The sequence below is a fragment of the Rahnella sp. RFA10(1/100) genome, assembly GCF_004195115.1.
Lineage (GTDB): Bacteria > Pseudomonadota > Gammaproteobacteria > Enterobacterales > Enterobacteriaceae > Rahnella > Rahnella perminowiae.
The window spans coordinates 799,163-819,138 of sequence record NZ_SEWR01000001.1 but is presented as its reverse complement, the minus strand read 5'-3'; the positions used below and the strand labels follow the sequence as shown (position 1 = coordinate 819,138).

The 19,976-nt window shown below is 40.8% G+C and carries 25 protein-coding genes and 1 pseudogene; 10 read left to right on the top strand and 16 right to left on the bottom strand.

The annotated features are described in order from the left end of the window. Nucleotides 1–122: 122 nt before the first annotated feature. Nucleotides 123–446: an HI1450 family dsDNA-mimic protein gene (locus ETV65_RS03600; protein ID WP_013575941.1), complete on the bottom strand. Its 324-nt coding sequence runs from the start codon at nucleotides 444–446 to the stop codon at nucleotides 123–125. 80 nt (nucleotides 447–526) lie between these two features. Then, the gene (gene cls / locus ETV65_RS03595; RefSeq protein ID WP_129951609.1) at nucleotides 527–1,987 is read right to left on the bottom strand and encodes a cardiolipin synthase; all 1,461 of its coding nucleotides are present in this window, start codon (nucleotides 1,985–1,987) and stop codon (nucleotides 527–529) included. Between the two features lie 297 nt (nucleotides 1,988–2,284). On the opposite strand from cls, the gene ETV65_RS03590 reads away from it, so the two are divergent. After that, a complete protein-coding gene (locus ETV65_RS03590) occupies nucleotides 2,285–2,467 on the top strand; it encodes a YciY family protein (protein ID WP_129951608.1) in 183 nt (60 codons plus the stop codon). Here ETV65_RS03590 and ETV65_RS25110 read toward each other — a convergent pair whose 3' ends face one another. The 3 genes from ETV65_RS25110 to ETV65_RS03580 form a co-directional block, all read right to left on the bottom strand. Then, complete coding sequence (locus tag ETV65_RS25110) at nucleotides 2,468–2,629, bottom strand: YnfU family zinc-binding protein (RefSeq protein ID WP_217138343.1); 162 nt, start codon at nucleotides 2,627–2,629, stop codon at nucleotides 2,468–2,470. A 116-nt stretch (nucleotides 2,630–2,745) separates the two neighbouring features. Continuing rightward, nucleotides 2,746–3,036 carry a zf-TFIIB domain-containing protein gene (locus ETV65_RS03585; RefSeq protein ID WP_129951607.1) on the bottom strand — a complete coding sequence of 97 codons (291 nt, stop codon included), beginning with the start codon at nucleotides 3,034–3,036 and terminating at the stop codon, nucleotides 2,746–2,748. A 163-nt stretch (nucleotides 3,037–3,199) separates the two neighbouring features. Beyond that, the gene (locus ETV65_RS03580; protein WP_129951606.1) at nucleotides 3,200–3,496 is read right to left on the bottom strand and encodes a YciI family protein; all 297 of its coding nucleotides are present in this window, start codon (nucleotides 3,494–3,496) and stop codon (nucleotides 3,200–3,202) included. A gap of 213 nt (nucleotides 3,497–3,709) precedes the next feature. Here ETV65_RS03580 and ETV65_RS03575 point away from each other — a divergent pair, with 213 nt between their 5' ends. Next, nucleotides 3,710–4,441, top strand: a complete 732-nt coding sequence (locus ETV65_RS03575) for an energy transducer TonB (protein ID WP_129951605.1) — start codon at nucleotides 3,710–3,712, stop codon at nucleotides 4,439–4,441. 88 nt (nucleotides 4,442–4,529) lie between these two features. Here the strand turns inward: ETV65_RS03575 and yciA are convergent, their stop codons facing one another. From yciA to ETV65_RS03555, 4 genes are all read right to left on the bottom strand, one after another. Continuing rightward, on the bottom strand, nucleotides 4,530–4,970 hold the full coding sequence (gene yciA, locus ETV65_RS03570) for an acyl-CoA thioester hydrolase YciA (RefSeq protein ID WP_095921650.1): 441 nt from the start codon (nucleotides 4,968–4,970) through the stop codon (nucleotides 4,530–4,532). Between the two features lie 128 nt (nucleotides 4,971–5,098). After that, nucleotides 5,099–5,638 (bottom strand): septation protein A, encoded by a 540-nt coding sequence (locus ETV65_RS03565; RefSeq protein ID WP_015697091.1) that lies wholly within the window; start codon nucleotides 5,636–5,638, stop codon nucleotides 5,099–5,101. A 99-nt stretch (nucleotides 5,639–5,737) separates the two neighbouring features. Beyond that, on the bottom strand, nucleotides 5,738–6,493 hold the full coding sequence (locus ETV65_RS03560; protein ID WP_129951604.1) for a YciC family protein: 756 nt from the start codon (nucleotides 6,491–6,493) through the stop codon (nucleotides 5,738–5,740). 89 nt (nucleotides 6,494–6,582) lie between these two features. Next, a complete protein-coding gene (locus tag ETV65_RS03555) occupies nucleotides 6,583–6,984 on the bottom strand; it encodes a YkgJ family cysteine cluster protein (RefSeq protein ID WP_129951603.1) in 402 nt (133 codons plus the stop codon). A gap of 291 nt (nucleotides 6,985–7,275) precedes the next feature. Here ETV65_RS03555 and ompW point away from each other — a divergent pair, with 291 nt between their 5' ends. Beyond that, a complete protein-coding gene (ompW, locus tag ETV65_RS03550) occupies nucleotides 7,276–7,908 on the top strand; it encodes an outer membrane protein OmpW (RefSeq protein WP_129951602.1) in 633 nt (210 codons plus the stop codon). Between the two features lie 70 nt (nucleotides 7,909–7,978). On the opposite strand, the pseudogene ETV65_RS03545 reads toward ompW, so the two are convergent. Continuing rightward, a pseudogene (locus ETV65_RS03545) lies at nucleotides 7,979–8,194 on the bottom strand (BON domain-containing protein); the annotation flags it as partial. A gap of 20 nt (nucleotides 8,195–8,214) precedes the next feature. Between ETV65_RS03545 and ETV65_RS03540 the strand changes: the two are divergent. The 6 genes from ETV65_RS03540 (at nucleotide 8,215) to ETV65_RS03520 (ending at nucleotide 13,047) form a co-directional block, all read left to right on the top strand. After that, nucleotides 8,215–9,828 (top strand): recombinase zinc beta ribbon domain-containing protein, encoded by a 1,614-nt coding sequence (locus ETV65_RS03540; protein WP_129951601.1) that lies wholly within the window; start codon nucleotides 8,215–8,217, stop codon nucleotides 9,826–9,828. A 466-nt stretch (nucleotides 9,829–10,294) separates the two neighbouring features. After that, a complete protein-coding gene (locus ETV65_RS24865) occupies nucleotides 10,295–10,435 on the top strand; it encodes a hypothetical protein (RefSeq protein WP_165383687.1) in 141 nt (46 codons plus the stop codon). A 48-nt stretch (nucleotides 10,436–10,483) separates the two neighbouring features. Further along, nucleotides 10,484–11,050, top strand: a complete 567-nt coding sequence (locus ETV65_RS03535; protein ID WP_126125035.1) for an HNH endonuclease — start codon at nucleotides 10,484–10,486, stop codon at nucleotides 11,048–11,050. A gap of 60 nt (nucleotides 11,051–11,110) precedes the next feature. Then, entirely contained in the window at nucleotides 11,111–11,569 is a 459-nt protein-coding gene (locus tag ETV65_RS03530; RefSeq protein WP_129951600.1) for a hypothetical protein, read from the top strand. Nucleotides 11,570–12,189: 620 nt separating this feature from the next. Continuing rightward, nucleotides 12,190–12,579, top strand: a complete 390-nt coding sequence (locus ETV65_RS03525) for a hypothetical protein (protein ID WP_126125033.1) — start codon at nucleotides 12,190–12,192, stop codon at nucleotides 12,577–12,579. An 84-nt stretch (nucleotides 12,580–12,663) separates the two neighbouring features. Then, complete coding sequence (locus ETV65_RS03520) at nucleotides 12,664–13,047, top strand: hypothetical protein (protein ID WP_126125032.1); 384 nt, start codon at nucleotides 12,664–12,666, stop codon at nucleotides 13,045–13,047. A gap of 300 nt (nucleotides 13,048–13,347) precedes the next feature. On the opposite strand, the gene ETV65_RS03515 is transcribed toward ETV65_RS03520, so the two are convergent. From ETV65_RS03515 to ETV65_RS03495, 5 genes are all read right to left on the bottom strand, one after another. Continuing rightward, nucleotides 13,348–14,031 (bottom strand): hypothetical protein, encoded by a 684-nt coding sequence (locus ETV65_RS03515; RefSeq protein WP_129951599.1) that lies wholly within the window; start codon nucleotides 14,029–14,031, stop codon nucleotides 13,348–13,350. A 127-nt stretch (nucleotides 14,032–14,158) separates the two neighbouring features. After that, complete coding sequence (locus tag ETV65_RS03510) at nucleotides 14,159–14,680, bottom strand: hypothetical protein (RefSeq protein ID WP_129951598.1); 522 nt, start codon at nucleotides 14,678–14,680, stop codon at nucleotides 14,159–14,161. Nucleotides 14,681–14,810: 130 nt separating this feature from the next. Continuing rightward, nucleotides 14,811–15,542 carry a hypothetical protein gene (locus tag ETV65_RS03505; protein ID WP_129951597.1) on the bottom strand — a complete coding sequence of 244 codons (732 nt, stop codon included), beginning with the start codon at nucleotides 15,540–15,542 and terminating at the stop codon, nucleotides 14,811–14,813. Between the two features lie 121 nt (nucleotides 15,543–15,663). Beyond that, nucleotides 15,664–16,437, bottom strand: coding sequence for a DUF2971 domain-containing protein (locus ETV65_RS03500; protein ID WP_129951596.1), 774 nt, complete (start codon nucleotides 16,435–16,437; stop codon nucleotides 15,664–15,666). 83 nt (nucleotides 16,438–16,520) lie between these two features. Further along, on the bottom strand, nucleotides 16,521–16,928 hold the full coding sequence (locus tag ETV65_RS03495; RefSeq protein ID WP_129951595.1) for a hypothetical protein: 408 nt from the start codon (nucleotides 16,926–16,928) through the stop codon (nucleotides 16,521–16,523). A 1,086-nt stretch (nucleotides 16,929–18,014) separates the two neighbouring features. On the opposite strand from ETV65_RS03495, the gene ETV65_RS03490 reads away from it, so the two are divergent. Next, the gene (locus ETV65_RS03490) at nucleotides 18,015–18,593 is read left to right on the top strand and encodes a hypothetical protein (protein ID WP_129951594.1); all 579 of its coding nucleotides are present in this window, start codon (nucleotides 18,015–18,017) and stop codon (nucleotides 18,591–18,593) included. Between the two features lie 770 nt (nucleotides 18,594–19,363). On the opposite strand, the gene ETV65_RS03485 is transcribed toward ETV65_RS03490, so the two are convergent. After that, entirely contained in the window at nucleotides 19,364–19,924 is a 561-nt protein-coding gene (locus tag ETV65_RS03485) for a hypothetical protein (RefSeq protein ID WP_129951593.1), read from the bottom strand. Between the last annotated feature and the right edge of the window lie 52 nt (nucleotides 19,925–19,976).

The following is a 19,976-nucleotide window of genomic DNA, read 5'->3' as shown; positions in this document are numbered from 1 at the left end:
GCAACTGAATGACAAATCGGTCAGGAAACGATTTTAACAGCGCTAGCGCTGGCCCGCAGGGTGAGCCTCAGGGGGAAATGAAAGCAGCCACACAGAACCAGTCTGAAGGTCGACGGAGAAGATTACTCTTTCCACAAAATGTGGCAAAGTTTATGGTCTTTCTCGCGACACAGCAGAACACGGGCAAAGATATCATTGATAGGCTGGTCTTCCGCATCAGCCAGACCAATCACTACTTCAGCAAAGAAGTCCGGATTTAAGTCAAAATCCACATGCTCAACCCAGTCTTCAGCCGGATCATATAATTCAGCGCCACCACGTTCTTCAAATTGCAGATTGAAGATCAAAATATCTGCAGGATCAAGGTTATCTCCGGCCAGTTCCAGAAAGATGTCGTAGGCTTGTTCAAGCGTTTCGTCTTCGGTCAGGCGATTATTCAGGTCCATATCATTCTCGTTTACAGATGAGTGTATTCAGGCTGGTTCAAGCCGGTACTGCGTATATTACATCATGCCCGCCGCGGCTTTTACAGCAGCGGACTGAAAAAGTAGAACAAACGTTCGACGATGCGGTGCCAGAAAGGACGTTTAAGCCAGGCTTCCACATCCAGCAAATGTGAGCGGGCGATATAATCTTCCTGCACATGGCCTAAATCATCACCAAATCCGGCGTCATCAATGACCAGCGTTATCTCAAAATTGAGCCACAGGCTGCGCATATCCAGATTCACGGTACCGACCAGACTGAGCTGACCATCGACCAGGATACTTTTGGTATGCAGCAGACCGTCTTCGAACTGATAAATTTTGACACCGGCTTCCAGCAATTCGCCAAAAAAAGCCTTACTTGCCCAGTCCACCATCATTGAGTCGTTCTTCATCGGCAGAATGATACTGACATCCACCCCGCGCTGCGCTGCGGTACAAATTGCGTGCAGCAAATCATCACTTGGCACGAGATACGGTGTCGTCATAACCAGCTGTTCGCGTGCAGAATAGGTGGCGGTCAGCAGCGCCTGGTGGATCATATCTTCCGGGAAGCCCGGACCGGAAGCGATCACCTGAATAGTATGGCCGCTCTCCTGCTCGAACGGCATCTGGTTGAGATCCGGTTCCGGCGGCAGAATACGTTTACCGGTTTCAATCTCCCAGTCGCACGAATATACAATGCCCATCGTGGTCGCGACAGGGCCTTCCATACGGGCCATCAAATCAACCCACTGGCCAACGCCAGCATCTTGTTTAAAGTAACGCGGGTCAACCATATTCATGCTGCCGGTATAGGCGACATAGTTGTCGATAAGTACCACTTTACGGTGCTGGCGCAGATCCATACGACGCAGGAACACACGGAAAAGATTCACCTGTAACGCTTCAACGACTTCGATACCGGCGTTGCGCATCATTGCCGGATAGGGGCTGCGGAAAAAGGCAACGCTGCCCGCAGAATCCAGCATCAGACGGCAATGAATACCACGGCGTGAAGCCGCCATCAGAGATTCCGCGACCTGATCAACCAGACCGCCCGGCTGCCAGATATAGAACACCATTTCGATGTTGCTGCGCGCCAGCCCGATATCTCGCATCATTGCGTGAAGCACGTCATCGCTGGTGGTCAGCAATTGCAACTGATTGCCTTTTACGCCGGCAATACCCTGACGGCGCTCGCAGAGCTGGAAAAGTGAGGCGGCAATTTCACTGTTCTCAGTGGCAAAAATACGCTTACAGTCTTTGAGATCATTGAGCCAGCGGGCAGTGGAAGGCCACATGGCTTTTGCCCGTTCAGCACGGCGTTTGCCTAAGTGCAATTCCCCAAATGAGAGATAGGCAATAATACCGACCAGCGGAATGATGTAGATGATCAACAGCCATGCCATGGCTGACGGAACTGCGCGGCGCTTCATCAGAATGCGTAAGGTGACGCCGGCAATCAGTAACCAGTAACCGAAAACCAGAAGGCCACTGATTACCGTATAAAATGTTGTCATAAAGGCGAAAAGTCCTGTTCGCAAGCCATCGGCATGAGTGTACGTGAAAGGAGAAACCTTTTAACTAACTTTATCCTGCTAATCAATCAGCTACCTCTGTAATGTGTTTCCGGTTAATAAAAGGGTCATCGTCCTGATATCAATGTTAGCTGATAACGTGGAAGCAGGAGGAAAACAAGACTTGGATCACAACGTCATCAGCCTATAATGTTCCGCAGTTTTTCCGCTTAAGACACTTTCTGTAAAAGAAGCGCTTTCGTTAAAGAAGCAGCCACGGGCATTACGGGACACAAGTGAATGAAACGCAGTAAAAATGAAGTCGGCCGGTGGCGGATGTTGCGCCAGTCTCAACGCAGGAGAAGTCGCTGGCTGGAAGGGCAGTCAAGGCGCTATCGCCACATTTATCGTATCCGTCAAATCCATCATCAGCAGCACCAGCGTCTTGCGCTGTATGCCGTGAACTACGAATGGAATGCCTGATTAGCGGGATTTAGGCTGAAAAAGCGCACCACATTTTTTGCAGACCAGAGTGGAGTTTTTGCGCACCTTCGCGCTTATCTGTTCCGAAACATAACCGCATTCCGGGCAGGTGACCTTCGTGGTCGTGCTGGTTAGAAACTTCAGTCCGTCGAAGAATGACATAATGCTTACCTCATGGGCAGGGGTAAACATTCTAACACAGAAGCGATGAATGCAATGTGACGGCATGCGGGGAATCACGCCATGAGGTGTGATGTCATGGCGTGGGATGACAGAAATCAGTCGAAAAGCTCTGAAAGGAAGCTCTTCTTTTTATAGGGCTTTTGAGACGAGTAATGTCCGCGGTTGTCGTAATTGCCTTGCGGCCGATGATCATCCCGACGGTCACGTTCTTCGTAGCGTGCCGTTGCAGGCCGTTCTGTGGGCTGTGACGCAGCAGATTTCTCGATGATTTTATCCAGCTCACCGCGATCCAGCCATACACCGCGACAGTCAGGACAATAATCGATTTCAATGCCCTGACGTTCGGACATCACTAACTGACTTTCTTTACATACCGGACATTGCATATCGGATTCTCCGCTCTGTTGTTAAAGGAAAAGGCCGCAGGTAACTGTTTGAGTAACCGGATATTTAGACAATCAACTGACGTAAGCAAAAGTAAAGTTGATTAAAGGGAGGGCAGGAAGGCGCGGAGAACCACGGGCAGCCCGGTAAACTGCCCGTAAAACATCAAAATACGCGTTTGAATGGTTTGACGGTCACGGCTTTATATACACCCGCTTTAACATACGGGTCGGCATCCGCCCACACTTTGGCATCTTCCAGCGTCTCGAATTCGACAATCAGTACGGAACCGGTCATTCCGGCCGCACCTGGATCTTCGCTGTCTATGGACGGCGTCGGGCCCGCAATCAGCACGCGGCCTTGTTCATGTAATTTTTTCAGGCGTTCGATATGAGCAGGGCGTGCCGCAGCGCGTTTTTCCAGCGAGTCAGAAACATCTTCAGAATAAATAACGTAAAGCATGAGTCACCTTTAAAGGGGGGTTATTGAGCAATCTTAGGCAACAAGATGCTGCCTGACCATTTTGCACAATTAACATAGCTAAACCTGAAGTCCGGGGAAAGCGCTTTGCGTAGGATCAAACCAGAGGTTATTTGAGAATAGTTGTCATCTCGGTGTTGAATATGATTGCTATTTACATTTAAACTTGCGGCTTCACGGGGAAAATGAATCATTATGCCGCTAAAAAAGTTTAGATTTATCCGCAAGGTGACAGTACCGGTGGTCCTTGCCGTCAGTTTACATGTCGCAGTCATTGCCGGTGTGTTGTATATGACGGTGGGCAAGTCCATCAAATTGCCCAACCAGGATCAAAAGGTGATGAGCGTAACGATGGTCAATCCGGCCGACTTTGCACCGCCGCCGCCGCCGCCACAACCTGAACCGACACCACCGGCGCCGGAACCGCAACCTGAAGTCGTGCCAGAACCACCGCCGCCGCCTGAGGCTGTTGTCATTCCGCAACCCCCTAAGCCGAAGCCAAAACCGGTGAAGAAGCCGGTTGTTAAACCGAAGGTGAAGCCTGTTGAACGGCCGGTCGAAAAGCCGACGCAAACAGTAAAAACTGCGCCCGTCACCAGCAACCAGCCGTTCACGAAACCTGTTAGCCAGCCACCGGCATCTGCCAATGCGCAGAGCGATACCGGCCCGCGGCCATTGCAACGAGGCGAACCGGCTTATCCGGCGCGTGCACTGGCTTTACGTATCGAAGGGCGTGTCCGCGTGCAGTTTGATGTGGACAGTGATGGCCGCGTGCAGAACATACGTGTTCTTTCCGCTGAGCCGCGCAATATGTTTGAGCGCGAAGTGAAACAGGCGATGAGCAAATGGCGCTATGAACCGAAGGCTGCCAGTAATCTTGTTGTGAACCTGGTGTTCAGAATTAAAGGCGGTTCTGCTGTCGAATAAGCCGCAAGCTGGCATTACCTGTGATTTATATGCAAAAAAGGTCGCCCCGGGAGGCGACCTTTTTACTTAACGGTAGTGTAAAACCGTCTTAATCCTGAGAAACACCCTCGGAATCGACACTGAAATTGCTGCGACCATCAGGCAACTGGCGCGATTTTCCTTCGTCATCCACAGCGACGTAAGTAAATACCGCTTCAGTGGCTCTGTAACGCTGACCGATAGGCTCAGAAGAGACCTTCTTCACCCATACTTCCACATTGATGGTGATCGAGCTGTTACCGGTACGGATGCAGCGTGCATAACAGCACACCACATCACCGACAGCCACCGGTTTAAGAAACGTCATGCCGTCAACGCGTACGGTCACTACGCGACCCTTGGCAATTTCCTTCGCCTGAATCGCACCGCCCATATCCATCTGTGACATCAGCCATCCGCCAAAGATATCACCATTCGCATTGGTGTCTGCTGGCATAGCCAGCGTACGCAACACCATTTCACCATTGGGTAAGCTATGTTTTTCGTTCATAAAGTGGCTTCACACAAAGCCCGCCATATTTCAGGCCGCAGACGTGTTGGCTGCATTCAGTCACCCGAATCATGTGGGGCTTAATAATAAGTAAGGCCTTTCAAAGAAAGGCCCGTGCAGAAGAATGCTTATTTTTTTTCATCGTCCGGCATATGCCGGTAAATGTAAACACCGCTTAACAGCGTAAAGACCAATGTCAGCACGGTCAGGCCGAAGACCTTGAAGTTAACCCAGATATTTTGCGGTAACCAGAATGCCACGTAAATATTAGCCAGCCCGCACAGCAGGAAAAAGATGGCCCAGCTGACGTTCAGTTTATTCCATACGTGATCCGGCAAAGTCAGTTCTTTGCCCAACATGCGCTGGATTAAAGGCTTTTTCAGCACCAGCTGGCTAATCAGTAGTGCGCCGGAGAACAGAACATAGATAACCGTCACTTTCCATTTGATAAATTCATCATTATGGAAAACCAGTGTCAGGGTGCCGAAAACAGCGACCATCGCGAAGGTGATTAACGTCATCTTCTCGATTTTGCGATACAGGATCCAGGTAATGACTAACGCTAACGCAGTGGCAGCAATTAATGCGCCAGAAGCGACAAAAATGTCGTAAAGCTTATAAACCACAAAAAAAACAATCAGGGGAAGAAAATCGAGGAGCTGCTTCATACTTCATTCCATGTTTTACGTATGGTATGACTATACCGGAATCATTTCGCGGACAAAAGAAAAGGGCGCCGGAGCGCCCCTGAAAAAGTGATGTCTCTGTTAAGCATGTAATTTCATGTAAAGACGGAACAGATAAATCAGCATGAAGGCACTGATAATATTACTCAGTGCGCCGAGTATCACTGCCCCAATCATTGGATTCAACGCGCTCAGCACGCCAACAAACAACATCAGTACGACCTGGGCAACGATCCACAGCATCACGGCCGGGGCAACCAGGCGGACATGGCTGAAGGCCAGACGGGTGCTCAGACGCATCGCTTTGAACACGCCCGCATTCTCTTTACAGGAAATAACCGGTGCCATTGACCATGCAATCGCAATCAGGAAGGCCGGAACAAACAGCAGCGCCAGGCCGATACGGAACATGATGCTGTAAATAAACAACAAAATGGCCAGACGTGGCAAGACAGGCAGCGACGCGGTCATAATTTGCGTGATACTGGCGCGAATGCCCTGGGAAACCAGCTGGATCAACGTCAGGACACCGCCAACCAGAATAACGTTTCCGGCAAGCGTTGACAGCAAAGCGGCCAGGCTGTAACGGAAAATCGCGCTTTGCTGCTCCGGAGTTACCTGCTGTTCAATGTATCCCATCATATCGCCGACGTTCATGCCGGTGATGTTGCTCATCAGTTGCCCGATAGCCTCGATCTGTTCAGCTGAGGGACTTAACACCCAGCTTAATATGACGGTGATTAGTGCGGCCAGAACCGAAAGCGCCAAAACGCTACTCATCTGATTACGCAAAAAATTATAACTGTCACGGTACAATGTACTGGCCGTGATAGACATGGACGCTCCTTGGCAAAAAGCAAAAATCAATAAGGCGGGGATTGTACCCTTTAAATGCCTCCCGCCGATAGTTTTGCGCTGTTTTCCTATCAGACCTGTCGATGAATCTCTGCCGGAACGCAACTGAGGTGGGTGAGATCAATGGTCGGCAAATCGACATTCAGAGGAGGTAAACCATATTGAGCCCGGGCACGATCGCAGGCGGCATTGGTGACACCATTCAACCCTGACTGATCGAATTCGCGACACGGTGTGGGCCGGTTGAGGTAAACAGAACAGGAAACCGCGTGTCCCACTTCTCCCTCCAGGGCAACACAGCGCGGCGTTTTACTGTTTGTGCCTTGCATGCAGCTCAGGAAAGGAGTGACCTGTTCTGTCAATGCCTGCGGAACACATCCGCCAGCCTCTTCAGACTCAGCCCAGTAAAATGAAACGCGAAAATAAGCGCAGCATGCGCCACAGGTCATACAAGGATTGTTAATTTCGCCCATCCTGGAAGCTACCGACTCCTTACGGCACCCAACCAAAACCAACAGTAAGTAAGCAAATTACTCAGCGCTATTTTTTTTAGCAACTGAAATATCACGTGTTAACAAAACATCAAAATCTCCTCATTTTTGATTCAGATCAATTCCTTTGTTTTTATAGATTTAGATCGCTTTGCGGAAGATGCATTTTCTTACTTTTTGTTTTAAAGATGTGATCCCGCATTGATCAAACCATACCAAAGAGTAGGTATCATGCGCGCCGTTGATAAATAATCCACACAAAGGGAATGGACAATGAAAGCAGCATATTGGGCATTAGTCGCAGCAGCGGCATTTCCGGCAGTCTCAAGCGCACATCAGGCAGGGGATGTGATTTTTCGCGTAGGGACAGCCACGGTTCGTCCGACCGAAGGTTCGGACAATGTACTGGGCCTGGGTTCTTTTAATATCAATAACAACACGCAGATGGGGTTAACCCTTGGCTACATGTTTACGGACAATCTCGGCATGGAGTTGCTGGCAGCGACACCGTTCCAACACAAAGTCGGTCTGCAAAGTACCGGAACGATTGCAGAAGTGAAACAGTTACCCCCGTCATTGATGGCACAGTATTACTTTGGTGACCGGCAGGATAAATTGCGTCCGTACCTCGGTGTGGGTATCAACTACACCACCTTTTATGACACGGATTTCAACCAGACGGGTCGTGATGCCGGGCTTTCAGATTTAAGTGTCAAAGATTCCTGGGGGGTGGCCACACAAGCCGGTCTCGATTACAACCTGGACGATAACTGGTTGATTAACATGTCTGTCTGGTGGATGGATATTGATACGGAAGTTAAATTCAAAGCCGGTGGCGAGCAGCAAAACATCAACACCCGGATCGACCCATGGGTCTTTATGTTTGGCGTCGGCTATCGTTTCTGATCTTTAAAAAGACGGCACAAAAAAGAGGCGCTTCGGCGCCTCTTCGATTTTCTGTTTAGAGACTCACTGACTATTTCAGCCGCATGTCATTCTCAATAGAACGCACACCGGCCACGCCGCGAGTGACTTCAACTGCACGGTTTGCATCCGCTGTTGATGTCACAAAACCACTCAACTGCACACGGCCTTTAAAGGTCTCTACGCTGATCTCAGTGGATTTAATGCTCTTATCTGCCAGCAGTGCAGATTTAACTTTGGTTGTGATAAAGTATAGTGATACATCAAGAGTGATCAGAGGGTAGTTAGATGCGAATTCCTGTACTTTACATCCGTGTAAGTTCTCAGCGGCAAGTGTTAGAGGGTGGTGGTCTGGCGGATCAGCTCGAAGTGGGACGAACATACATCAAGGGTAAGCCAGACTTAGACCTTTCACGCCTACAGGTTATCAGGGATGAAGGGATAAGCTCATATAAAGGTGCAAACCTGATTGATGGTATGCCCCTTAAAGATTTCGTAGATGCCCGTGTTGCAAATCAGGACGGTAACAACTACGCATTGATCGTAATCTCGGTTGACAGGATCAGCCGTATGAATCCGTGGGCGTCCAGTCAGTTTATCGGTACTACTATCATGACAGGGGTGCATATCCACGATATCAGTAGTGGACAGGTACTTAAACAGGATGATCACATTGGGGCAATCATCAGTACTTTGAACCTGATGCGTGCTAACAATGAATCGGCGGTGAAGTCAGAACGCCGCTTACTGAGTATTGAAAGTGCCTTAGCTCATTCACTACAAACTGGTGAAGCACTCAAAGGCAAACTACCCAAATGGTTACGTATAGAAGACAAAAAATATGTAGTTGATTGGAGTATTGCAGGTCTGATTGTAGAGGCCGTAGATCTGTACATTGCGGGTCAAACAAGTGGACAAATAGTAAAGAGTTTCAATAATGCCGGTAAGCTATATGGTAAAACTATTTGGAGTTCACAAGTACTACTAAAAATTATGAGAAGTAAGACCATAATGGGAACCTATACCCGTGTTAAAGATGGTCAGATTGAAGAGTACGAAAACTTCTATCCCGCAATCGTACCGGCAGAAAAGTACACACATCTTAAGCAATTGATTAGTGCAATGGGTAAACACATCACTAAGCATAGAGTTGATAAGGGTCGAGTTACTAACTTGTTCTCAGGGTTTATGGTTTGTCACGATTGCGGCGGGGTAATGAGTGTTAACCGCCATACATCTACTTTAAAGTACTTTGATTGTGCTACTGCAAGACGCCGTAGAACTTGTGACGCTAAGAAGGGCAACTACCTAACTGTAGAACGTGCAGTACTTCAACACGTGAAAGGTTTAGATCTAAGTTCATTATTGAACAACGATACAATGGATCATTCATATATAGATTCACAGATACTCGAACTGAAGAACCATATCAGTAGTCTTGAAAGTAGTATGAAGAAGCGTAAACAGGCAGGTAAGTTAGTACCGGTAGAGATGTTAGATTCTTTGGGTGATGCACGGGAGCAACTTTTAGAACTACGCGAACAAATACCAGCAGAGAATCTAATTACTGATGTACAGATTGGTGATGTTGAAGAAGTTATTGATGATATGCATCCCAGCCGTGGATTAATTCATCGTAGCCTTAGTGATATCGTACAGAAGATAGGGGTTAAACGAGTAGGTGGATTCTGCCTTATATTCATCAGGTACAAGCGTATAGACGACATTCACGTACTAATGTGTGATAACACTACGGGTGAAGTGTACACTGCTCTAAGCCAGTCTGAGGACGTTATAGAGCTATATGGTATGGAGGACAGCAAGAAGCTTTACGGTGAATTTATCGAGAAGCTACCAAATGAGTACATGAGATACCGCCGCAAAAAAGAAATTGATAAGTAGTTTCGATGAAGTATGCGATCACTTGAAAGTAGTGATCGCATACTTGTTAGTACCACAAATGATTACAATCCATTTCTAAAGATAATTACTAAATACTATCATAGATGAACAGGAGGTTCTTAATGATAGGTTGGGTAGTTACAATAATAGTACTGCTTATTGGATGGATGATACTGATCCAAGGTTTACTACCGTATTTGTTTATATGTTTCTTAGGGGTGTTAGTACTTTCAGTAGTTTCAGAATTAGTAATTAATATCTTAATTGTATTCTCTGAAGGTGATAAATAAAATAGAAGAAAAATGAAATGTGTCAAGGTTTTTTGCTATAATCTTGGGGCGAAATGCAGTTTATACGATATAATAGAAAAAATAATTTCCAAAATCCTCCTTTTGAAAAACGTCTGCGATATGGCGTTTTTATTTGGTCGAAATTTATGGGAATTTGTTTAACAAAAGGATCTAAAATGAAAGATAAAAAAACTATATCGGTAGGAGTAAGACTTACCGAAGCACAAGATAAATTCTTACAGAAAAAAGTAGATGATGGGGAGGTGAAAAGTAAAAGTGCGGCAATACAAGAAATAATTAACAAGGCAATGATTTAAAAATTACTATCACGGATTGATAGTAAATTACAAAAAAAAGGATTTTATATGTTAGATAATAAAAAGTGGTTATGGACTGGCACAGAAGAATATTACGTTTCTGAATTCGGTGATATTTATAATAAGAAGTATGAAAGATACATTAGTACACCAGTGAATGTAGAAACAGGATACAAGTACTTTTCTATGGAAGGTAAATCAAGAAATGTTCACGAAGTAGTATGCACTGCTTTTCACGGTGCTAAATCACATCCAGATTTAACGGTTGAACATCGCAATAGGATTAAGACTGATAACCACTATGATAACTTAATGTGGGCTACGCAATCACAAAACAATAATAATAGAGTACATAAAGGTACTAAAGCACCACTACTAACCAATGATGAATATATGCTTTTGATCAATGAATATGCCACTGGTAAACACACTTTGAAGGGTATCAGGGATTGGGCTAACATTCAACTCAGTAGAGATTCTAAGAAAATGGTTTACTGTAATATTATGTTAGGTAAAAGCTATACTAAATGGTTCTGTGATTTACCATCAGAGCTAAGAAAGAAAATACGAGAAGTTACCAAATCGAATACAACTAACTTCACTAAGAAGAACTAAGGAACTATGGGTAGTGTTATGAGGATTTCACAACCCGTTTTTAAGAAAGGAAATTATTTTATGAAAGCAAGTAATGACGAATTTAAAGCCATTCAAGGTGGCTTTAGTAACTATAAGAAAGATCTAACGATCGAAGCAAAAAGACTAATCACCGATACGATTAGTGAAGCAATGAAGAGTAGTAATAAAAATTACTCTGCGGCAAAGGTGTACTATGTCGTGTATAACGCAGCTACTCTAAATTTCGACGGCGTGAAGTACTGGCTACAACGCTACTACGCTACACACAGGGGGGAAGAACTACCACAGGACGCAACCATACGTAAGTACGTTACAGTAGTGAAGAAGGTCGCTACATCACTTGTAGACGCTCACACGCAGGGTATAAAGCTATTCAAGGAAGCCGAGGAAGGGAAGCACTATATGAATGAAGAACAACAGTATCAGATTGCACACTTGATGGATGAAGGTATGGCAATGGAAGATATTATTGAAGAAATAAAAAAAATGATGTTGTAAAAACGAGAACAATTGGTTCTTGTCTGGGTCGTTTGGTTCTCGTTTTGAATATTTTGATAACCAGAAAGTGCATAAAATATGCATAAGTCAGGCATTTTATGCAATTTTATTGCATGATATAGGTTTTTTATGCACGGCTCATGCGGTTAATTTCAAAACGAGAACTAATATAATATAACCCATACCCATTACTTTAAGTATACGAGACTTACATATTTTCAGTCTCATAGAGCCTAACTCCCTTCGGTCGTCAGTCTCTGTAAAACCAACAATAAGATCATACTTGCGTTTTTGCCAGTCCCTTACGGGAAGTCAAAGAACGCCCGTTTTTTTTGTCTTTCGACTACTGAACAAGTGAAAACAAATAAGTACTTACCCAATAGCAACTACTTCAAAGTGATTGGGTAAGTATTCGGAAGTCGCCATCGCCCGTCACGCCGCAAAAAAACCATTTTGTCCCTATTTAGCATACTGATACTTCAATGCAGCAGTAAAACACAATGTGATAATTATCAAACTAATAGTAATTTCAAGTTGAGATGCCATAAGAAAAATCCCAAACATTTGAAAGGAACTAGCTGATTTGGTATCTTTACTTTGTAAATTTCAAGGATTTTAGAATGAAAAAATTAATATTGTTCTGTTTTTTAATGATGCTCAGTACATTTGTAAACGCAGCATACTATGTCGAGATAGGCAACCAGATGCGTATAACTTTCAGCGATGGACTTCAAACGGCAGTTGTAGTTAATCAAAAAGCTGATTTAACGTTCAGGTATCGTCTAATAGACCAAGAGAAGGATAATATAGATGATGCTGGGCGGCCATCTGCGTATTTTGATTATAGGGATGAAAGATGTGTACAAAGGGAAAAGTGTGCGTATGAAAACATGCTTGTAAGTTTTTATACCGATAAGACTGGTGGTGCATTGATCTCATTGATAGATAATACAACTCATAAAATCTCATGGCATGCATTTGTCGAGAGTAACAAAATAACTAAGGATTGATTCTATGCTGAATAGAAGATGGTTTTATTGATGTAAAATGATACATTTTTTGTGAAATGGCAAATGATTTGTGGGGTAGTGTATATGAAAAAAATATTAATTATTTCAATTTCGATATTGTTTAGTTTAAATGCAAATGCAGCATTTTATTTAAAGACTAATGAAGGTAATAAATTGACTGTTAGTAAAGACTTGGGGATGGCTGTATATACTAAAGCTAATGGCGAGTTTGAAAGATATACAAAAGACTTCATGCTTGATGAGAAAATTGATAATCAAGGAAGACCATATATTTCAGTGTCTTTTACAAATGACAAATGTTTGAACGTAAAAAATTGCAAAATTTGGTCGCTAGGGATGAAATCATACAATGATAAAATGGGAGGGGCTAATATATTATTTTTTGATCAACGAGGAAATGTCATGAAAACTGAATATATCGCTCCTAATGACATGTCAATGGATTAAAAAGCAGATACATAGATGGGTTAGATATTCTAGCCCGCTATGGAGCATGAAAAATATTAAGAACAGAATACCAAACCTACGATGATAGAACTTACTACTACCTCTATATAACCGATACTATCAGGATAGAGACTGATGGTATAAATGGACTTACAATAGATCTACGTGATAGCACAGTAAGCAAACTGAAAAGTACTTAACGCTTGAAAAGTATGAGTACTTTAATGAGTCACTAATCAATGAACATCCTGATACAGTGATCGATACGATGAAAGTACTCTATAGATACTCATAGGGGGTTTATTTATATTCTTGATAAGTATGTGTTCTAAATTTGAAGTACCGCGTACTATCATCATCCTTTGATATTTTTTCTTTAACAGAGTTAGAACAAAAATATATTATTAGTCCATTTAGTAATGCATAAGCTGTTAAATGTAAAGCAATATACAATATATTATTACCATGCGTTTGAATGATTGAGGCTACAAAACATAAAAACCAACTTGCAATGATGATTAAGCTTACCAATGAGTTAATATTAGAAACAGAGGGTCGTTGGGGTATTTTTGTGTCGTAAAAATATACTTTATACAGATTACCAGTAACATAGATTTCTAATTTATCGATAATGTACTCCCAGTTGCATTGCCAGTACTTACTACCAACGTTAACAAAATAAAAACAAACTGAAAATAATGAGCCTATAAGTGCTGCGGCAGGAGCGTAAAAATTAAAATCACTCGATGTGAATAAAAAACCAAATGCTGCAGTAATCACAGTAAAGAATGCGAAGAAATATGTTGCACGTTTCCAATAAAGGTCTATTTCAAATTTTCTAATGTCATGAGCCTTATCTAATGCAAGTTGTAACATTACATGTGTTCTTGAGTTTTCTCTGAAACTATTAATTGGTTTGCCAAAGAATTGATTAAAAAATTTTTTATCATCAATGTTGATAATAATCGTTTCTTTTCTGATCATTGGGTATCTCATTCAGAGTTAAATAAAAATACTATAGCATTAGATACGTAAGCAAGTACACTCAAGCATTCATGCACATCGAAGCTGTGAAAGTACTTTATGCTTATATGCGAACCAACTGAAAAACTTATCGTCTTCTGAGGGGGAGTATGGAAAGATAGTGGTAAAAATCTGGATATACGGTGTATTCATGATCAGGTACTTGAGAATAGTCTCTTGCTTCTATCCATGATTTAATTGTATTCTGTTTGAATTCAAAATATTTAAGATCAAGTTCTTTCCTTGTATTAATAGGAAGGTTTAGTGCGATTATTTTTATCTGTTCATCTGCTGGTTTGAAATGAGGAAGTGCCAATGCAATTTCTAAATCTCCCCCACTTCTTGCCATTACATATGTAAGAAGTTCATCATTAACCTTTGTCATTATTTTCAAAAAGTCTTTTGTATGATCAAAGTGTGCTTGAGAAATCCATTCTTTAGCATTCTTTGCAGCATATACGGCAGCACCAGCCATAGCTACGTTACAAAGTGCACTAACAATATCAGAAGCATTACCAAAATCCATGATATTTCCCTTGCTAAATGTAGGTAGTACAATAGCGAGAAGTACCGTTACTGTACCAATTAGGAATAGTTCTATTTTACGCATAATCATCCATCTTAGTACAGAAATTAAATTGTTCCCCGTTGCCACTATACCCAATCAAAAAAGCTAATAGCGAAAGTTTTGATACTGTAACCCATAAGACAGTTTTTGGTGAAAATTTATTAATATGATGTTATTTTTTACTCATTATAAATTCATCAATGGACTTGTTTTCAGCATAGACTGATTTAATGTAATTAGATAGCTTCATATTCAATTCAATTGATTTAATTTGTATTTCTGAAATTTCTTTATTCGCCAAGTTGATTGCTTGCTCATCAGCACATAGCAACATTGTTACTTCAGATGCTGACAACTCAAATTTAGTTTGTAGATCGTTATAATTATCAGCAGTGTTTTTGATTTCCTCTGCAACATTTAAAGCATATGGAGTAATTACATAGTTATATCGTGAAATCGACTTTAATCTATTTTGTATAGAATAGGATAAATTAAAGAATTCGATTAATAAATTCTCTACTATATCTAAAGTGTCTTTTATATTGGATGGCAAATCATCTTTTGCATTTAGGCTTTTTTTTAAGGTAAAGCATGTATGTACTATGTGGCTTTTGTACTGAAGACTTAAAGAAGAAAGTTTCCTTAAGTCTTCATATACGGCCTCTTCAATGACCTTTGATACAGTATTGTAATGTTTTTGAGCCATCCATTCAGGAGCTTTCCTATACGCCATAAGAGCAACGACTAAAGTACCGAAAGTACTTAACGAACTAATCCAGTCTGATAGTGATCCAAGTTCCATTTTTGTGCCTATGTTGTAATAGATGGTGTAGATAAAAAATATAAGTACTACAGTAGTAAACACAGCTGCTATAGCTATCAGTGCATACTCAAACTTACACATAATGAACCAAAGCCTTCAATGCTTTTGTACTGATGATACACTAAAATCTAAGGTGCTAATACTTGCTCATGAATACGGGGCGTTGAAATGGCAGGCTTTATTATTAGCCCGCCATGCATAATTATGAACATTTCACATCATTAAACTTAAAGTTTTTATGATCCATCTTTACATCGAATAAACGGATTTTCATACTATTCGATTTTGTAATTGAAGTAACCATTCCTATTATTTTCTTTCGCTGCAACGGATCTATGTTTAACCCAAATCTGATAGAGCGAAGTTGAGATAAATGAAAAGGATATATCCCTGCTGGTTTCAGTTTTATAACTCTTACTTCTTGTTCATACTCCCATGCTTTAGCCTTTATTACACATGCATCAAAACCATTTTCTCGAGTATTAGTTAATCCCTCTGAATTAAAAATATTTGGTCTGGCGTCAGTATATTTAACATCATAAGGAATCAAAAAATCACAATCATGACTCCATAGCCATTGAGAACTAACTAACATATTGTTTAATTCCTCAACGGAAGCATTTGCAAAACCCAAAACGCAGCCGCTATGACAATCTGCGTAGTGTGCCCACATTGGTACGATGTGTGGGGACTTGCTAAAGCAAGTTACAGAAAACTCGCTTGAGGCTTCACGCCTAAATTCATCAGTAGTTAATATCTTGCAGTTTTGCATTGCTTTTTTTCTATTGATTTTAACTTCTTTATTTTCTCCAACCCTTTTAATAAATTTCGATAAACCGATTGTAGAAAACGCTGGATTATAATCGAATGGATCGTTGAAATCTAAAGTGTTACTAAATTTAAGAGTTGTATCATTTAGCACGGTAAGTGCAGTATCACTACTCATATATTTGTAAAAAGTTTCATTTATAACCATTTCTTACCTTCAACAAAATGAATTTAGTTATTAAAATACCGACTATTAATCATACAATTCACCTCTACCATAACTTCTGGTAGTCATTTTGTTTTATCCATCATTTCGATTATTAGTTTTTTAGTTTCAATGGAACAAAGGGCAACGTAAGTTTCTTCATCAATAGCCTGTATTCCTTCGATACGGTTACTTAATTCAGTAATAAAGTTATTGCTTTTAATAAGACTAACCAGTGAGTTAGCAAACTCTTGTTTCTTTTTAGAAGGGTAAATTGATGGGACATAAGAATTGACAATTTCAGTTGTACTCTGCCACTGCTGGGGAGTTACTGCTAAATCAGTTGCAGTTTTAAGAGTTTCTGTTTTTTTAGAAAAAAATAAACGCCTGAACGCAAAAGATAGCGATGAAATGAGTGCTTCAATGATCTTCCCTTGTGTGGATTTTGGGAGTTTGGTAAACCATTCAAAAAATTTAAATATGGATTCGAACATGTAAATTCCTCGTGTAAGTGTAGAAAGTACTATATTACCTTAGAGATAACTTTGCTTTTGCCAATGAAAGAAAATATTAAAATAAACAAAACTGCAAGTACTAACTCAGCTAAGTACAGTTCATACCGATTGTTCATATAGAAAGCTAAGCTTTTTATCGGCAAATACAAGCCAATAATCATCCAGCTAATGAGAAAAGCAAAAATAAGATTAATTCTCTTAGTTAATCGTATATGGCGGAAGATACACAGAACGGTATATGCAACAAGGAAAACTATAATCATGCTAATTAATGAAAATGCTAACGAACCTATAATTGCTCTTGTATAAAGATCCATAATTAACTCTGTTAATAATCAATTTTTTTAGACTCTACAACAATTACTCCTGTATGAAAATCAGTTCCTCCACTGCCACACATTTTCCTTCATCAACACTGTAACTCTTTCGCTACAACGACGTCATCCCTGACACATGGAGTGAGCGTTTGTTATAAAATGATCGGTAAAATCGATCATTTTAACTTTATCAATAGATAATAATGATCAATAATAAGAGATAGAAAAAGGGAAACCATATGAAAACCATAATTTTTGTGCTCTCTATGCTTATACTGTCTGGATGTTCAACTCAACATGACTTCATGAGAAACGCATACAGGGCAACAGTAGACAACCATTGGCGGGTGGTAGTTTTTCGCGATCATACTGATGCTTGGGGAAGGGAGTACTATCGGCCACAATTTGAAACGGACTGCCATCCAGAGTATGCCTATGAAGATCGCCCATCTACGGGAGGGTGTTGGATCGCAGCAACACGGCTAACTGACATCGAACCGTTCTATGAACCCTAAAGTTATCTCAAACTATGTCGATTAGTTATGACTGAGTTACATGTACAAAAAGGATAATTGATAATGTTGAACAATCAATTCAAAAAATCAAATAAATCGATATCTTGATATTGATTTTTAAGTATGATTATATGATTTTTAGGAACAGTATTGTAAAAGTGAACGCTTAATATAATTCTTTTTAACTACCATTTAGCCACAAGTAACCCTCTGTCAATCAATAGGAATAAAATATGTCTATAGAAAGCAATGGTGTTGTGCACGACCTCAAAAGTACAGAATTTAAATCACTGATCGAACGCACTGCCGCCTTAAACTTTAAACTTGAAGATTCTAAAAATGTATTCGATAAACTCTTTAAAGATGATGCTGAAGAGTTTGTTAAACAGCTACAGCGTATGGCAACTAATCTTGAAAAAATCGCAAATACCTATAAAAAAGAATTAGATACAGCAAAAACTGTGGGGATCTTAGCAAATATCACTGCTCTTGATGAAGAAGTTCGTCAGAAACTAATTAACGAATTAGTCGAGAAGGGAATACTTCCCTCGCAGGTTGTTGTTGAAATAGAAAGAACAAGCGGTAAATCAAAACGTAAGCCACGTGAAATCAAACTTGTAGATATTAACATTGGCGGGAACGTTTATAAATTCAAACCTGATGGTAAATCTTTCATTGAGAAATCCTTTGAAGGGATGACTGAAGTAGAAGTGGCATCGTTATTCAAAGAAAACGGTATAGATAGTGCTCTTCTCGCTGTTAAAGGTAAGGAAGAAAAGGCTAATTTCATTGCATCATATACAGTAGAATGATTTAGTAATCTTGAAAAAAAACAAACTTCGGGTGGTTTAAGTTTCAATAAATCCCCAGACCAAGCCCACTAATCACAGTGGGCTTTTTATTTCCTAAATACCCATATAGACAACACAGGGGTATTCATATGGAAATATTCAAACACTATTCAAAGGGTACAGTCATTATAGATTCAGAAGGTAACTACACAGGTTACTATCCTGAACGTAATGAGAAGCTACTCAACGTTCATATCAATCACAATACATTCAACATATACATCTACTCTGATGCTATCGCTATCTACCATAAGAACCTAAGTATGGTTTATGAACATTCTTTCAGGGTAGGACGCTGGCAGTACTGCATAGACGCACTACAACAATATAATAAGAATGAACGCAATATGTTATTACATATGGATAGTACCCTACGTGAACTGGTATATCAGCACAGTGTAGGAGGTATACCGATCAATGATTACTATTCACTTCAACTAATCAATACACATCGAGTGAGTCAGGACTAAATACAGTCAGCATGATGAGAATGATTATCGTAGTACTATGCATAATATGCAATATAAGTGAATGGAATGGCAGTACTACCTCATTGGTACACTATGCCAACTTGCAAATGCAATATAATAAAAATATTATTAAAATCAGGTAAGTTATTGAAATATAAGGATTTTATTTAGGTTCCCCTACGATTTTAGTAGCAAAGCGAGTTTTCGGCCACGCATTATATTAAATATATATGCAAAAATAATGCATGGCCGCACCGCATTTCAGATTACAGCAAATCCTATTTTATTATTCTCACAAGAACAAACAAGATCTTCAGGACAATCACATAACTTTAAAACTTCATGATAACCATGATCCCATTCATTAACATAATTTTTAATTTTATCGATACTACGATCAGTGCAGTTTAAATGGAAACCTACGCACCAAAAGGATCTTTGATCAATGATGCAGGACTTTATAGCATTAATTTTTTTAATGTCTCTTTCAAAACCGTTAATCAGGCTCTGTACATTCTTAGTACATTTCAATTCTAAAAAAATGTACGCATTATGTTTGGTTCTTTTCTTTCTAAAAGCCACGTCAATAAACATGTTATAACGATTCTTCAACTTTCTATTATCTGGAAATGCCACTATTTCTCTACTTACCCTTATACCTTTGATATTAGACATGTAATGCTGGATTTCAAATTGGAGCCATTTTTCCCAGTCGTTTATTTTATTCATACATATATAACGCAATTTAGCTTTAATCGTTTCATTTTTGATGAATTGATCCATGATAACTCTTACGGTAACTGCATCGGCTTTCAATGTCATAACTATTCCTTAATCATTCAAATCTCTATTAATGTATTATCGGCAATTTGTA